The sequence below is a fragment of the Allobosea massiliensis genome (assembly GCF_042655245.1).
GTDB lineage: Bacteria > Pseudomonadota > Alphaproteobacteria > Rhizobiales > Beijerinckiaceae > Allobosea > Allobosea massiliensis.
Genome location: NZ_JBHSLU010000082.1, coordinates 262,155 through 275,980, shown reverse-complemented (window position 1 = coordinate 275,980; position 13,826 = coordinate 262,155). Strand labels below are relative to the sequence as shown.

Annotated in this window: 11 protein-coding genes; 2 read left to right on the top strand and 9 right to left on the bottom strand. The window is 68.1% G+C overall.

All coding sequences use genetic code 11. The annotated features are described in order from the left end of the window. Positions 1 to 2 precede the first annotated feature (2 nt). From ACFPN9_RS23605 to ACFPN9_RS23590, 4 genes are all read right to left on the bottom strand, one after another. Complete coding sequence (locus ACFPN9_RS23605; RefSeq protein ID WP_066723403.1) at positions 3 to 803, bottom strand: ABC transporter permease; 801 nt, start codon at positions 801 to 803, stop codon at positions 3 to 5. Then, positions 800 to 1,666 carry an ABC transporter permease gene (locus ACFPN9_RS23600; protein ID WP_066723406.1) on the bottom strand — a complete coding sequence of 289 codons (867 nt, stop codon included), beginning with the start codon at positions 1,664 to 1,666 and terminating at the stop codon, positions 800 to 802. Before ACFPN9_RS23600 ends, ACFPN9_RS23605 begins: the two co-directional genes overlap by 4 nt. Next, complete coding sequence (locus ACFPN9_RS23595) at positions 1,663 to 2,706, bottom strand: ABC transporter ATP-binding protein (RefSeq protein ID WP_066723409.1); 1,044 nt, start codon at positions 2,704 to 2,706, stop codon at positions 1,663 to 1,665. The genes ACFPN9_RS23600 and ACFPN9_RS23595 overlap by 4 nt, the downstream gene beginning before the upstream one ends. Positions 2,707 to 2,847: 141 nt before the next feature. After that, positions 2,848 to 3,885: an ABC transporter substrate-binding protein gene (locus ACFPN9_RS23590; RefSeq protein ID WP_066723411.1), complete on the bottom strand. Its 1,038-nt coding sequence runs from the start codon at positions 3,883 to 3,885 to the stop codon at positions 2,848 to 2,850. Positions 3,886 to 4,006: 121 nt separating this feature from the next. On the opposite strand from ACFPN9_RS23590, the gene ACFPN9_RS23585 reads away from it, so the two are divergent. Beyond that, a complete protein-coding gene (locus ACFPN9_RS23585; protein ID WP_066723415.1) occupies positions 4,007 to 4,924 on the top strand; it encodes a LysR family transcriptional regulator in 918 nt (305 codons plus the stop codon). Here the strand turns inward: ACFPN9_RS23585 and ACFPN9_RS23580 are convergent. The 3 genes from ACFPN9_RS23580 to ACFPN9_RS23570 are packed head-to-tail and all read right to left on the bottom strand — an operon-like array spanning position 4,918 to position 10,791. Continuing rightward, positions 4,918 to 6,396 carry an efflux transporter outer membrane subunit gene (locus ACFPN9_RS23580; protein WP_082733188.1) on the bottom strand — a complete coding sequence of 493 codons (1,479 nt, stop codon included), beginning with the start codon at positions 6,394 to 6,396 and terminating at the stop codon, positions 4,918 to 4,920. The genes ACFPN9_RS23585 and ACFPN9_RS23580 overlap by 7 nt on opposite strands. A gap of 10 nt (positions 6,397 to 6,406) precedes the next feature. After that, a complete protein-coding gene (locus ACFPN9_RS23575; protein WP_066723421.1) occupies positions 6,407 to 9,550 on the bottom strand; it encodes an efflux RND transporter permease subunit in 3,144 nt (1,047 codons plus the stop codon). 5 nt (positions 9,551 to 9,555) lie between these two features. After that, entirely contained in the window at positions 9,556 to 10,791 is a 1,236-nt protein-coding gene (locus ACFPN9_RS23570) for an efflux RND transporter periplasmic adaptor subunit (protein ID WP_082735066.1), read from the bottom strand. 90 nt (positions 10,792 to 10,881) lie between these two features. On the opposite strand from ACFPN9_RS23570, the gene ACFPN9_RS23565 reads away from it, so the two are divergent. Further along, a complete protein-coding gene (locus tag ACFPN9_RS23565; RefSeq protein WP_066723424.1) occupies positions 10,882 to 11,547 on the top strand; it encodes a TetR/AcrR family transcriptional regulator in 666 nt (221 codons plus the stop codon). A 21-nt stretch (positions 11,548 to 11,568) separates the two neighbouring features. On the opposite strand, the gene ACFPN9_RS23560 is transcribed toward ACFPN9_RS23565, so the two are convergent. Together ACFPN9_RS23560 and ACFPN9_RS23555 are read right to left on the bottom strand one after the other, a co-directional pair. Next, positions 11,569 to 13,002, bottom strand: a complete 1,434-nt coding sequence (locus ACFPN9_RS23560; RefSeq protein ID WP_067254938.1) for an amidohydrolase family protein — start codon at positions 13,000 to 13,002, stop codon at positions 11,569 to 11,571. Between the two features lie 37 nt (positions 13,003 to 13,039). Further along, on the bottom strand, positions 13,040 to 13,822 hold the full coding sequence (locus ACFPN9_RS23555; RefSeq protein ID WP_066723434.1) for an ABC transporter permease: 783 nt from the start codon (positions 13,820 to 13,822) through the stop codon (positions 13,040 to 13,042). Positions 13,823 to 13,826: the final 4 nt, after the last annotated feature.

The following is a 13,826-nucleotide window of genomic DNA, read 5'->3' as shown; positions in this document are numbered from 1 at the left end:
TGTCAGCCCTTTCCGGATCCGACGAAGAGGCGGTCGAGCCCGAACAGGCGGTCGAGCGCGAAAAGCAGGATCGCGGTCATGGCGATCAGGCAGGCGGAAACCGCCGCGATCAGCGGGTCGATGTTGTCCTGGATGTAGAGGAACATGCGCACCGGGAGCGTCACGGTGGCGGGCGAGGCGATGAACACGGTCATCGTGACCTCGTCGAAGGAGTTGATCGCCGCCAGCAACCAGCCGGAGACGACGCCGGGCAGGATCAGCGGCAGCGTCACGCGGCGGAACACCGTGGCCGTGCCGGCGCCGAGCGAGATCGCGGCATGCTCGATGCGCCGGTCGATGCCGTAGGAGGCCGCCAGCACGAGCCGCAGCGCGAAGGGGATGACCACGATGATGTGGCTCAGCACCAGCCCGACGAAGGTGCCGGAGATGCCGATCTGCGTGAAGAAGCGCAGGAAGGCGATGCCGAGCACGACATGCGGCACCATCAGCGGCGACATGAACAGCGCCGTGATCGCCTCGCGTCCGGGGAAGCGGTAGCGCGCGATGGCGAGCGCCGCCGGCACCGCAAGCCCGATCGCGATGGTCGAGGACAAAGCCGCCAGCCAGAGCGAATCGCGGAAGGCCCGAATGAACTCGGGATAGTCGAAGATCGCCCTGAACCACCGCAGGCTCGGGCCGCGCGTCGGCAGCGAGAGATAGCCCTCGGGCGTGAAGGCGACGACGCAGACAATCAGCAGCGGCGCCAGCATGAAGACGACGAAGAGCCCATGGAAGATCAGGGCGGGGATGCCGTTTCGTCTCATTCGAACACCTGTGCGTAGCGGCGCTCGACGAGGCGGTTGGAGCCGACGGTGATCAGCACCAGCGCGACCAGCAGCAGCGTCGCCACCGCGGCGCCGAGCGGCCAGTTCAGCGTGTTGAGGAACTCGTCATAGGCCAGCGTCGCGGCGACCTTGAGTCGGCGCCCGCCGATGATCGCCGGCGAGGCGAAGGCGCTCGCGGCCAGCGCGAAGACGATGATCGAGCCCGAGAGGATGCCCGGCACGATCTGCGGCAGGATGACCCGGCGCCAGATCGTCAAGCGGCCGGCGCCGAGCGAGAGCGCCGCGTTCTCGATCTGGGGGTCGAGCCGCTGCAGCGAGGCCCAGACCGCGAGGATCATGAAGGGGATCAGCACATGGATCAGCGCGATGACGACGCCGGTCTCGGTGAACATGAACTCGAGCGGCGTCTTGATCAGACCGAGCGCGATCAGGCCCTGGTTGACGAGGCCGGTCGAGCCCAGCAGCAGGGCCCAGCCGAGCGTGCGCGACACGACCGAGACCAAAAGCGGGCCGATGATCACCAGCAGGAAGGCGCTGCGCCAGGCGGGCGACATCCGGTTGAGGATGTAGGCCTCAGGCACGCCGATGAGGATGCTCGCCAGCGTCACCAGGACCGCGATGCGGAAGGTCCGCAGGAAGATCTCGAGGAAATAGGAGTCGCTGAAGACCTCGATCCAGTTCTTCAGCGTGAATTCCGGGACGATGCCCTTGTACTGCCCCCAGTCGTAGAAGGAGAGCAGTACGGTCATGCCCAGCGGGATGATGACCAGTCCGAGAAAGACCAGCAGCGCCGGGCCGGTCAGCAGGAAGGGCGCGCTGCGCTGCGTGACGACGCCGCTCATGCCGCCGCTCCGGCGGGCAGGATGGCGGCGTCGGCGGCCGAGAACCGAAGCCGCACGGTTTCGCCTTCGCCCGGCACGGCCGCACCGTCATTGCCGCGCATCAGGATCAGCGCGCCGGCGGCGCTCTGGGCGCTGAACTGCCAATGCGCGCCCTGGAAGACCCGGCCGGTGATGCGCGCCTCGAGTCCGGGCTCGCCGGCCGCGGCGAGCATCAGTCGCTCGGGCCGGACGGCGAGCTGCAGGGGCCCCTTCCCGGCTCCCGGCAGCGGCAGAACGAGGCCACCGACGTTGACGGCGCCCTGCCCGTCGCCGGTCGCGGCGAGCACATTGGTCTTGCCGAGGAAGCTCGCGACGAAGGCGCTGGCGGGCCGGTCATAGACTTCGTGCGGCGCGCCGATCTGCTCGATGCGACCCTGGTTCATCAGCACGATGCGGTCCGAGAGCGCCATCGCCTCGTGCTGGTCATGGGTGACCAGGATCGTGGTGGTGCCGATCGAGCGCTGGATCTGGCGCAGCTCGCTTTGCATCTCCTCGCGCAGCTTGGCATCGAGATTGGAGAGCGGCTCGTCGAGGAGGAGCAGCGCCGGCTTGATCACCAGCGCCCGCGCCAGCGCCACGCGCTGCTGCTGGCCGCCCGACATGCGGCGCGGATAGCGATCGGCGAAGCCCTTGAGGCCGACCAGTTCCATCGCCTCCTGCGTGCGCCGGTCGCGGTCGGCCTTGGGCACGTCGCGCATCTCGAGCCCGAAGGCGATGTTCTCCGCCACCGTCATATGCGGAAACAGCGCATAGCTCTGGAAGACGATACCGAGTCCGCGCTTGTTGGGAGCGACCGAGACCAGATCCGCGCCGTCGAGCCGGATGCCGCCCTGGTCGACATCGACGAAGCCGGCGATCATCTGCAGCGTCGTCGTCTTGCCGCAGCCCGACGGGCCGAGCAGTGAGATGAACTCGCCACGCTCGACGGAGAGGTTCATGGCGTCGACGGCGGTGAAGCCGCCGAAGCGCTTGGTCAGGCCATCGAGGACGAGATGGGACATGGGACTTTCGAAGGTTTCAGCTCAAAGATCGGGCGTCATGGTCGGGCTTGACCCGACCATCTCAGGACGTCTGGGACGAGATGCTCGTCACGAGCTTCTCGGGTCGCCACGTCGCGGCGCCCGAGAATGACGGCTGGCGCCTTACCGCTCGATCTCGCGGTTCCAGCGCTTGGTCCACTCCTCGCGCTTGGCGTTGACGATGTCCCAGTCGACCGCCTTGAGCTTCTTCACCTCGTCGCCATAGGGCAGGCCCTTCTGCTCGTCCTTGGTCAGCGTCACGGTCGTATTGGCCGGGCCGAAGCCGGCGCCGACCGCCATGATCTTCTGGATCGCGGGCGAGAGCATGAACTGGATGAAGGCGTTGGCCTCGGCCGGGTTCTTGGCGCCCTCGACCGGACAGGCCGCGACGCCAAGCGCGAAGCTGCCCTCCTTCGGATAGACGAACTCGACCGGGAAGCCGGTGTCGGCGAAGGCCTTGACGCGGCCCGAGCCCCAGACGCCGAGCACCGCCTGGCCGTTCTGGAAGAGCTCGGTCATCTTCGCCGGCGAAGGCTCATAGGCGACGATGTTGGGGTTGATCTCGTCCTTGAAGGTCTTGAAGCCCGGCTCGATGTTGCTCTCGCCGCCGCCGCCGATCTGCGCCATCGCGATCAGGGCATGCAGGCCATAGGTGTTGTTGATCGGCGGGGTGACGATCTTCTTGCCGTAGGTCTTCGACTTCAGATCGTTCCAGGAGGTCGGCGCCGGCCACTTGTTCTCGGCGAAGACCTTGGTGTTGTAGAACAGGCCCGTGGCGACCAGGCCGAGGCCGACGCCCTTGTTGGACTTGAACTTCATCACCGGAGCGACGTCCTTGTAGACGGGGCCGTCGGTCAGCGTGCCGCAGAAGCCGAGCGCGACCGCCTGATAAGCCGGGCCGTCATCGACGATGGCGACGTCGATCTGCTGGTTGCCCTTCTGGGCCTGGAGCTTGGCGAGGGTGTCGGTCGAATTGCCGGCGACGTATTCGATCTTGACGTTGGCCTGCTTCTCGAAGACCGGGATGACCTCCTTGCGCATGGTCTGCTCATACGAGCCGCCATAGCCGGCGACATACATCGTCTTCTGCTGTGCCATGGCGGCACCGGACGCGGCGAGCGCGGTCGTCGTCAGCAGCAGTCCAACCCAAGAGACTTTCATGAACCCCTCCTCGTTTTTGTGAGCGATGGGTGAAGGTTCTGCGACAGATTGTAACGGGTCAAATCGAATGATTCGTTCATTCGATACCCAAATGTTATGATCGGGCTTTTCGGGACAATCGATGCTGAACCCGCGCCAGATCGAAGCCTTTCGGACCGTGATCGTGGCCGGAGGCGTCACAAATGCCGCCCGCGCCCTGAATATCAGCCAGCCGGCCGTGACGCGCCTGATCCATGATCTGCAGTATGTCCTGGGCCTGACGCTGTTCGAGCGGCGCGGAACGCGGCTCGTGCCCACCAATGAGGCGCTTTCGTTATACCGCGAGGTCGAGCGTCAGTTCGTCGGTCTCGAGCAGATCGAGAACACGGCCCGCAACCTGCGCGAGGGGCTCGCGGGCAGCCTCCGGATCGCGGCGCTGCCGACCTTCAATGTCGGCTTCCTGCCGCGGCTCGTCGCCGCCTATATGAAAGACAAGCCCGGTCTCGAGATCGCGATCTACGGCAGCATCTCCTCCCAGGTGGTGGACTGGGTCGCGACCGGCTTCTGCGACATCGGCTTCGCGCAGTATCCGCTCGACTTCCCGCATATCGTGGCCGAGCAGCTGCCTTCGGTGCCGGCGGTCGCGGTGCTGCCGGAGGGCCACCGGCTGTGCGAGAAGCCCGTGCTGGAGCCGGCCGATTTCGCGGGCGAGCCCTTCGTCTCGCTCGCCGGCTCGACGCAATGGCGTTATCGCACCGACGCGCTGTTCTCGGCCGCGCGCGTGAAGCGTGCGATCCGCGTCGAGACGCCGCTGTCGATGATCGCCTGCTCGCTGGTCGCCTCCGGTGCCGGGGTGGGGATCGTCGATCCCTATACCGCGGCCGAATACCGCGGTCGCGGCATCGTCACGCGCCCCTTCCGTCCCGAAGTGCTTTACGATCTCGGCGTGGTCTGGCCGGTCGGCCGGCTCCGCTCGCCGCTGGCGCTGGGCTTCGTCGAAACGGTGACGGCGGCGATCCGCGATTTGGCCGCCGCCAGCGAAGGGCCTGAGCCTCAGTAGGCGGCGCGCAGATGCGGGCCGGTGTTCGTGTCGACGACGCGCTTGCGTTCGACCTCGACCGGCCGGTCCCAGCCGCCGCCCAGCGCCTTGTTGAGCGCGACGAAGTTGGAGGTCGCGGTGACGCGGCTCTGCAGCAGCGTGTCCTCGGCGCTGTAGAGCGAGCGTTCGGCGTCGAGCACATCGAGGAAGCTCGCCGCGCCGGACTGGTAGAGCGTGCGCGAGAGCCTCGCCGCCTCGCGATAGGAGGTGGCGGCGGCCGAGAGCTTGCCGGCCCGCTGACGCTCCTTGGCGAGGTTGACCAGCGAATTCTCGACATCCTGCAGCGCGGTCAGCACCGCGAGCCGCAGCGCCGCGTCGGACTGGTCGCGCTGCGCCTCGGCGACCTCGACAGCCGCGCGCAATTCGCCGCCATTGAAGATCGGAACGCTGAGCGTCGGGCCGAAGGACCAGCCGATCGAGGAGTTCTTGGCGAGGTCGCCCGTCTTCAGCGCGGTGGTGCTGATCTTTCCGGTGAGGCTGACGCTGGGATAGAGTGCCGCCTCTGCCTGGCCGATCTTGGCCGTCGCCTGGGCGAGCTGGCGTTCGGCGCGGCGCACGTCCGGCCGGTTGACCAGCACGTCCGCGGGGATGCCGGCCGGCGGCGTGCCGCGCGCAGCGGGGATCGGACCGCCCGAACCAAGGAGTCCCGCGAGCGCGGTCGGCGCCTCGCCGGTCAGGATGCCGAGCTGGTGCAGGCTCTGGGCATAGGAGGCCTCGAGCGTCGGGATCGCGGCCTCGGTGGTCGCGGCCTGGGCGGCGGCGCGCTCGACGTCGAGCGCCGAAGCGGTGCCCGCCGTGAAGCGGTTGCGCGTCAGCTTCTCGGTCTCGCGCTGGGAGGCGGCGGTGCGGCGGGCGAGCGCGATGCGGGCCTGCGCGCCGCGGGCTTCGGTGTAGTTCGTCGCGACATCGCCGATCAGCGTCAGCAGGGTCGCGCGCAGATCCTCGTCCGCGGCATCGACGCCATAGGTCGTCGCCTCGACATTGCGGTAGTTCGCGCCGAAGAGATCGAGCTCGAAACTCGCATCGAAGCCGGCCTGATACAGGTTCGAGGTGATATTGGTGCCGCTCGAGGAGGTCGCGGCGGAGGAGCGCGAGCGCGTCGCCGAGCCCTGGCCGTCGATCTGCGGGAGAAGCGCTCCGATCGCCTGACGGCGCGTGGCGCGCGCCTCGCGGATGCGCGCCTTGGCGGAGGCGACGTCGAGATTGCCGGCGACCGCGCGCTCGACGATCTCGTTCAGCCGGCGATCGCCGAGCTTCTTCCACCAGCCGCCGAGACGGGCCGCGTCCAGCGGCTTGGTCGTCTTCGGAGCGTTGCCCCACTGGCCAGGCAGCAACTGGCCGGGCGTCGCATAGTCCGGCCCGACGGCACAGCCGGCGAGCGTCATCGCGACAAGGCCGATGCCGGCCCAGCAGGCGAGAGGCGTCTTGGTCATCCGTTTCATCTCAATGCGCCTCGATCGTCGCCTCGACAGGCTTCGCGGCCGGAGCCTTGCGCCAGCGCCGCACCGTTCCGGCGACGATGACATAGAGCAGCGGCACGAAGAACACGCCGAGCACGGTGGCGGCAATCATGCCGCCCATGACGCCGATGCCGATGGCGTTCTGGCTGCCGGAACCGGCGCCGGTCGCGATCGCCAGCGGCAGCACGCCGAGGATGAAGGCGAAGGACGTCATCAGGATCGGGCGCAGGCGCTGGCGGGCGGCGTCGACCGTCGCCTCGATCAGGCTCTTGCCCGCCGCCTCCTGCTCGATCGCGAATTCGACGATCAGGATCGCGTTCTTGGCCGCCAGCCCGATGGTGGTGAGCAGGCCGACCTTGAAATAGACGTCGTTGCTCTGGCCGAAGAGGGTCGCCGCAGCGAGCGCCCCGAAGATGCCGATCGGCACCGAGAGCATCACCGCGAAGGGCACCGACCAGCTCTCATAGAGTGCAGCCAGACAGAGGAAGACGACCAGCATGGCGAGCGCGTAAAGCGCCGTCGCCTGGCTGCCCGAGAGCCGCTCCTGATAGGAGAGGCCGGTCCACTCATGGTTGAAGCCGGGCGGCAGCTTCTGGGCGATGGCGTCGATCTGGTCCATCGCAGCGCCGGAGCTGATGCCGGCCGCCGCCGCGCCCTGGATGTTGACGGCGGACGCGCCGTTGTAGCGCTCGAGCCGCGGCGAGCCATAGGTCCAGTGGCCGGAGGCGAAGGCCGAGAACGGCACCATCGCGCCGCCGCTGTTGCGGACATACCAGCGGCCGATGTCCTCCGGCTGCATGCGGAACGGCGCATCGGCCTGGACATAGACCGACTTCACGCGGCCGCGGTCGATGAAGTCGTTGACATAGGCCGAGCCCCAGGCGGTCGAGAGCGTGGTGTTGATGTCGCCGAGCGAGAGCGTCAGTGCGCTCGCCTTCTCCTGGTCGATCTCGACGGAATACTGCGGCGTGTCCTCCTGGCCGTTCGGACGCGTGCCGGAGAGCGCCGGGTTCTGCGCGGCCATGCCGAGCAGCTGGTTGCGCACCTCCATCAGCCGGGCATGGCCGGCGCCGGCGACATCCTGCAGGTAGAATTCAAAGCCCGCGCTATTGCCGAAGCCCTGGATCGAGGGCGGCGCGAGCGCGAAGACCATGCCGTCCTTGATGCCGCGGAAGACGCCCATGGCGCGCCCGGCCACAGCCTGCGCCGTCGCCTGCTTTCCGACGCGCTCCTCGAAGGGCTTGAGGCGCACGAAGGCGATGCCGACATTCTGGCCCGCGCCGCTGAAGCTGAAGCCGGTGACGGTCAGCACGCCCTCGACGAGGTCCTTCTCCTGCTCCTGATAATGCCGCCGGACCTGATCGAGCACGGCCAGCGTGCGGTCCTGCGTTGCGCCGGCAGGCAGCTGGACGATGGTGAAGAGGACGCCCTGGTCCTCGTCCGGCAGGAAGGAGTTGGGCAGCCGCGCAAAGAGATAGGCCATGCCGCCGCCGATCAGCAGGAAGACCAGCATGAAGCGCAGCGGCCGCGCGATCATCGCCGCGACGCCGCCGGTGTAGCCGTTCAGCGTCCGGTCGAAGCCGCGGTTGAACCAGCCGAAGGGGCCGGTGCGCGCGGCATGCTCGCCGGCGGGCTTGAGCATGGTGGCGCAAAGCGCCGGTGTCAGGATCAGCGCCGTGACCACCGACAGCGCCATGGCGGTGACGATCGTGATCGAGAACTGCCGGTAGATGACGCCGACCGAGCCGCCGAAGAAGGCCATCGGCACGAAGACTGCCGCCAGCACGGTGGCGATGCCGACCAGCGCGCCAGTGATCTCGCCCATCGACTTGATGGTCGCCTCCTTGGGCGAGAGCTTTTCCTCCTGCATCACGCGCTCGACATTCTCGACGACGACGATGGCGTCGTCGACGAGCAGGCCGATGGCGAGCACCATCGCGAACATGGTCAGCGTGTTGACGGAGTAGCCGGCGACCGCGAGCACGCCGAAGGTGCCCAGCAGCACGACCGGGACGGTGATCATCGGGATCAGCGTCGCGCGGAAGTTCTGCAGGAAGACATACATCACGATGAAGACGAGAATGATCGCCTCGAACAGCGTGTGAACGACCTTCTCGATCGAGACCTGGACGAAGGGTGTGGTGTCGAAGGGGTAGACGACGTCGATGCCCTCCGGCAGCGTCGGCTTGAGGCGGTCGATCGTCGCCTTGACCGCCGCGGCGGTGTTCAGCGCGTTGGCGCCAGTTGCGAGGCTGACGGCGAGGCCGGTCGCGGGCGCGCCGTTGTAGCGGGTGGCGGTGGTGTAGTCCTTGGCGCCGAGCTCGACGCGCGCGACGTCGTTGAGCCGCACGATCGAGCCCGACGAGCCGCTCTTGAGGATGATGTTCTCGAACTGCCCGACCGTCTGAAGGCGGCTGACGGCGGTGACGGTGGCATTGAGCTGCTGGCCCTTGACCTGCGGCAAGCCGCCGAGCTGGCCGGCCGAGACCTGGACGTTCTGGGCCTGGATCGCCGCGACAACGTCGCTCGGCATCAGCGCGTATTTCTGCAACCGGTCGGGATCGAGCCAGATCCGCATCGCATAGCCAGCGCCGAACAGCTGAGTCGAGCCGACGCCGGGCACGCGCTTGAGCGTGTCGTTGAGGGTGGAATCGACATAGTCGGCGAGGTCGTTGGTCGACATCCGCCCGTCGCGCGAAACGAAGGCGGCGACCAGGAGGAAGCCGGTCGAGGCCTTGGCGACCGTGATGCCGGTGTTCTGTACCGTCTGCGGCAATTGCGCGGTGACGAGCTGCAGCTTGTTCTGCACCTGCATCTGCGCGACGTCGGGATCGGCGCCGCTGGTGAATGTCAGCGTGATCGTCGCCTGACCCGAGGAGGTCGAGGTCGCAGACATGTATTGCAGGTTGTCGACGCCGGTCATGCCCTGCTCGATGACCTTGGTCACCGAGTTCTCGACCGTCTGGGCGTCGGCGCCGGGATAGCTCGCGCTGATGCTGACCGTGGTCGGCGCGATCTGCGGGTATTGCGAGACCGGCAGGGTGCGCAGGGCGAGCAGGCCCGCCAGCATGATGACGATGGCCACGACCCAGGCAAAGATCGGGCGCTCGATGAAGAAACGGGACATGGCGCTCAGTTCTTCGCGGTCTGGCCGGGAGCCTGGCCCGCGGGCAGCGCAGCCTGGCGGTTGGCGGCCTTGAGCTCGCCGCTGGCCTCGTCGATCGTGACCTCGTTGCCGGTCACGGTCTGGCCGGCGCGCACGAGCTGGGCGCCCTCGACGATCACCTTGTCGCCGTCCTTCACGCCCTGCTCGACCAGCCAATTGTTGCCGACATTGCGCGACGTCGCCAGCACGCGCTCCTCGACTTTGCCGTCAGGGCCGACGAATTTCGCCGTCGCCTCGCCCTTCGTGTTGCGGCCGACCGCGCGCTGCGGGACCAGGAAGCTGTTCTCGGCGATGCCCTCCTGGATGACGGCGCGCACGAACATGCCGGGCAGCAGGAGGCGGTCGGGATTGGGGAACTCGGCCCGCACCGTGAAGGTGCCGGTGGTCTCGTCGACATTGGCCTCGGCGAATTCGAGCTTGCCGGTCTGGGCGTATTCGGCGCCGGTATCGAGCTTGAGCTTCACCGCGACGTTCGGCCCTGTGAAGCGTAGCCGCCCTTCGGCCACCGCGCTGCGGAACTTGAGCAGGTTCGTGCTGGACTGGATGACGTCGACATTGATCGGGTCGAGCTGGCGGATCGTGGTCAGGGCCGTCGTCTGGTTGGCGGTGACCAGCGCGCCCGGTGTCAGCGTCGAACGGTCGACACGGCCGCCGATCGGGGCCGTGACCTTGGTGAAGCCGAGATTGATGCGGGCGGTGTCGAGGCTCGCGCGGGCGGAGGCGACGTCGGCCCGGGCCTGGGCGAGCGCTGCGACGGCGTCGTCGTTTTCCTGCTTGCTGATCGCATTCTGGCGGATGAGGTCGCGGTAGCGATCGACCTTGGCCTGGGCGTTGGGGACCGCAGCCTCCGCCCGGGCGAGGGCGGCTTCCGCGCTGTCGAGCGCCGCCTGATAGGGCGCGGGGTCGATCTCATAGAGCAGATCGCCGGCCTTGACCTCGCTGCCCTCGCGGAACTGGCGCGACTTGATCAGCCCGCCGACCTGCGGGCGCACTTCGGCGACGAGGCTGGCCGCGACGCGGCCGGGCAATTCGGCACTGATGGCGACCGGCTTCGAACGCAGCACGACGACGCTGACCTGCGCCTGCTGCTGGGGCGGCGGTGCCGCGGCCTTCTCGCTGTTGCAGCCCGCGAGCGCAGCGCCCAGCAGGACGACCCCCGCCATTGGGAGCTGACGGATGGTGACGGGGCGAGGACGGGACATGGATCGTCTCTTTTTGGAAACTCTCGGGTTTCTTAACGCTTGATTTCTTGGCCTGTCAAACCCAAAGATGTTTCCCGGGAGTGGCGGTTAATGATTGATCACGACATCGGGACGAGCACCGACGGCGCGGCGCGGTCGCGCGGGCGGCCGAAGCAGCGCCCAGATTCAGAAGAGCGCCAGCGCATTCTCGGCATCGCCTGCGATCTGTTCCTCGATGTTGGCTATGGCGGCACGACGATGGATGCGGTCGCAGCCCGCTGCGGCATTTCGAAGAAGACGCTCTACCGTCTGTTCCCGGCGAAGACCGACCTGTTCAAGGCGATGGTTGCCGACCACCGTCGGACGATGCTCGCCCTGCCCCGCCCCGACGACGCCCTGCCCACGGCCGAGGCGCTGGCGGCGATCTTCCGGCTCGACATCGACGAGACCGAGAACCGACAGCGTCTCGCCTTCATCCGGCTCGCCGTCGCCGATGCCGACCGCTATCCGGAGATCGGCGAGGCCATCGCGCTGGAAGGGGCGCAAGCGGCGCTGCGTCTGCTGGCGCAGTGGCTGGCGGTCCAGCAGGCACGCGGCGCTTTGCGGCCCTTCCCGCCCGAGGCGGCGGCCCGCATGCTGATGGACATGGTGTTCAGCGTGATGGTGAAGCGCTACCCGGGCGATGCGCTGATGACCAGCGAGCAGCGGGTCGGCCACGCCAGGCGCTGCATCGAGGTGTTCCTGACGGGGCTGGCGGAGCGGCGCGAGGCTGCCTGAGCGCGTCGGCTCGGCCTGGCGTCAGCAGCAGCCCAGCCGCGTGACGTAGTGCCGGGTCACGGCGCTCTCCAGCGCGGGAAGCGCCGCGGCGAGGCCGGCGCGATCGGCGATGCCGGCGCGGTAGATGCCGCGCAGCTCGTCATGGACCGCATCGAGATCGACACCCAGCACGCGGCCATGGGCGACGATGCTGCGTCCGTCGACGATCAGCTCGCGGATCTGGCGGCGGGTGGCGCGGGCGAACATCAGCTCGAGCGGATCGACCGGCATCAGCGCGTCCTCGTCGAGCGCGGCGCGGTCGAGGATCAGGAGATCGGCCGCCTGCCCTTCCGCGAGCTGGCCGCCGGCGGGCGCGCCGAGCGCGATGCGCCCGGTTTCCAGCGCCATCGCGAGCGCGTCGCGCGGGCTGAGTGTCTGATCGAATCCCCAGCCGCCATGCAGCGACCAGAGCAGGCGCAGTTCGCGCAGGGCGTCGTCATCCTCGTCGAAGGCCTGGCCGTCAACGCCGAGCGCGACCTTGCAACCGCGCGCCGCCATCTCGGCGACCGGCGCCAGCCCCGAGCGCAACGCCAGGTTGGAGGAGGTGTTGGTGGCGATGACACAGCCGGCCTCGGCGATCATCTCCAGCTCGTCGGGCCGCGCCCAGACGCAATGCGCCAGTGTCAGCCGCGGCGAGAGCAGCCCGATCTCCTTCCAGCGCTTGACCAGCCCGCTCGGATAGGTCCTGTCGGCCCAGTCGCGCTGATACTTCGTCTCGAAGAGATGGGTGGTGACGCGGCGCCCGGTACGGGCGGAGGCCTCGGCGATCGCCTCCCAGAGCGCATCCGAGCCCCATTGCGGGCCGTTGGGGGCGTATTGGACATCGACCATTGGGCCGGCGATGGCCGCCGCGACGGCGTCGACGCGGGCGATCTGCTCGGCGACCGGCAGCATCGGCGCCAGATAGCGCGCCTCGATCTCGGCACGGGCGACGGGGTCGAGATCCTCTAGCACCGGGGCGTGGTCGCCGTAGACCAGCGGGTTCTGGTCGCGCATGCCGACGCCGAAGGCGATGCGCACGCCGATGTCGCGCGCGGCGCGGGCCATGGCCGCGGCCTCGGTCGGAAGATCGGTCAGACCCATTGGCCGGACATGGTGGATCATCACGGCGCCCTGGCCGCCGAGCGCGGCGCGCCCCAGCGGCGCCAGCGTCGCGAGATAAGGGTCGACCGGGGCAAACAGCGCCAGCCGGTGCAGCCAGAGTTCGAGCGGCCGGGCGAAGCCGCCGACCGAGCTGGTGCGGATCGGGCGGGCATGGTCATGGGCGTTGACCAGCGCCGGCAGCACGACGACGTCGTTCGCGGTTCCGGCCGGCCCCCCCGTGATCGCGGCGATGCTGCCGCCCTCGATCGTCAGCGCGGTGTCCTGCAGGCTGCGGCGGGCATCGAAGGCGTGGCCGGCGGTGATCTGGCGCATCATCGGTCTCCGTCGCGAAAGCGCCCCTCGCCCCGGCTCAGGCCGAGGCGACGTCGGTCTTGCGGTGGGCCCAGCCGGTGACGCGCCGCTCGATCAGAGAAAACAGCACGTAGAGCGTGACGCCAAGCCCGGCCAGGACGAAGAGCCCGGCGAAGACCAACGGCACGTTGAAGCTCGACGAGGCGATCATCATCATGTTGCCGATGCCGCGGTTGGAGGCGACCGTCTCGGCCACCACCGAGCCGACGAAGGCGAGCGTAATCGCGACCTTCAGCGCCGCGAAGAAATAGGGCATCGCGCGCGGCAGGCTGACATTCCAGAGAATGTCGGTCTTCGAGGCCTTGAGCGTCTTCATCACGTCTTCCAGCTCGGGCTCGACGGTGGCGATGCCGGTGGCGACGTTCACCACGATCGGGAAGATGCAGATGATCATCGCGGTCAGGATCGCCGGCACCGTGCCGGCGCCGTACCAGAGCACGAAGATCGGCACGACCGCGACCTTGGGGATCGAGGAGAAGCCGACGAGCAGCGGATAGGCGGTGTCGTAGGCGAGCTTGGACGAGCCGATCAGGATGCCGAGCAGGAGCCCGATCACGACGCCGATGCCGAAGCCGACGATCGTCGTGTAGAGCGTCTGCCAGGTGTGCGGCCAGATCGCCGGCCAGTACTGGATCAGCGCCTTGATGATCTGCGACGGGCGCGGCAGCAGGATGTCGGAGATGCCCGCCATCAGGCAGAACAGCTCCCAGAACACGAAGACGCCGATGATGAGCGCCGTCGAGGCGCCCTTCTCGCGGATGATCTCGCCGAGACGGTCCATCAGG

Excerpts from the sequence above, each read along its gene's own strand:
- ACFPN9_RS23570 (WP_082735066.1), bottom strand. The coding sequence starts at position 10,791 with ATGTCCCGTCCTCGCCCCGTCACCATCCGTCAGCTCCCAATGGCGGGG.
- ACFPN9_RS23580 (WP_082733188.1), bottom strand. The coding sequence starts at position 6,396 with ATGACCAAGACGCCTCTCGCCTGCTGGGCCGGCATCGGCCTTGTCGCG.
- ACFPN9_RS23560 (WP_067254938.1), bottom strand. The coding sequence starts at position 13,002 with ATGCGCCAGATCACCGCCGGCCACGCCTTCGATGCCCGCCGCAGCCTG.
- ACFPN9_RS23565 (WP_066723424.1), top strand. The coding sequence starts at position 10,882 with ATGATTGATCACGACATCGGGACGAGCACCGACGGCGCGGCGCGGTCG.
- ACFPN9_RS23600 (WP_066723406.1), bottom strand. The coding sequence starts at position 1,666 with ATGAGCGGCGTCGTCACGCAGCGCAGCGCGCCCTTCCTGCTGACCGGC.
- ACFPN9_RS23605 (WP_066723403.1), bottom strand. The coding sequence starts at position 803 with ATGAGACGAAACGGCATCCCCGCCCTGATCTTCCATGGGCTCTTCGTC.
- ACFPN9_RS23585 (WP_066723415.1), top strand. The coding sequence starts at position 4,007 with ATGCTGAACCCGCGCCAGATCGAAGCCTTTCGGACCGTGATCGTGGCC.
- ACFPN9_RS23590 (WP_066723411.1), bottom strand. The coding sequence starts at position 3,885 with ATGAAAGTCTCTTGGGTTGGACTGCTGCTGACGACGACCGCGCTCGCC.
- ACFPN9_RS23575 (WP_066723421.1), bottom strand. The coding sequence starts at position 9,550 with ATGTCCCGTTTCTTCATCGAGCGCCCGATCTTTGCCTGGGTCGTGGCC.
- ACFPN9_RS23595 (WP_066723409.1), bottom strand. The coding sequence starts at position 2,706 with ATGTCCCATCTCGTCCTCGATGGCCTGACCAAGCGCTTCGGCGGCTTC.
- ACFPN9_RS23555 (WP_066723434.1), bottom strand. The coding sequence starts at position 13,822 with ATGGACCGTCTCGGCGAGATCATCCGCGAGAAGGGCGCCTCGACGGCG.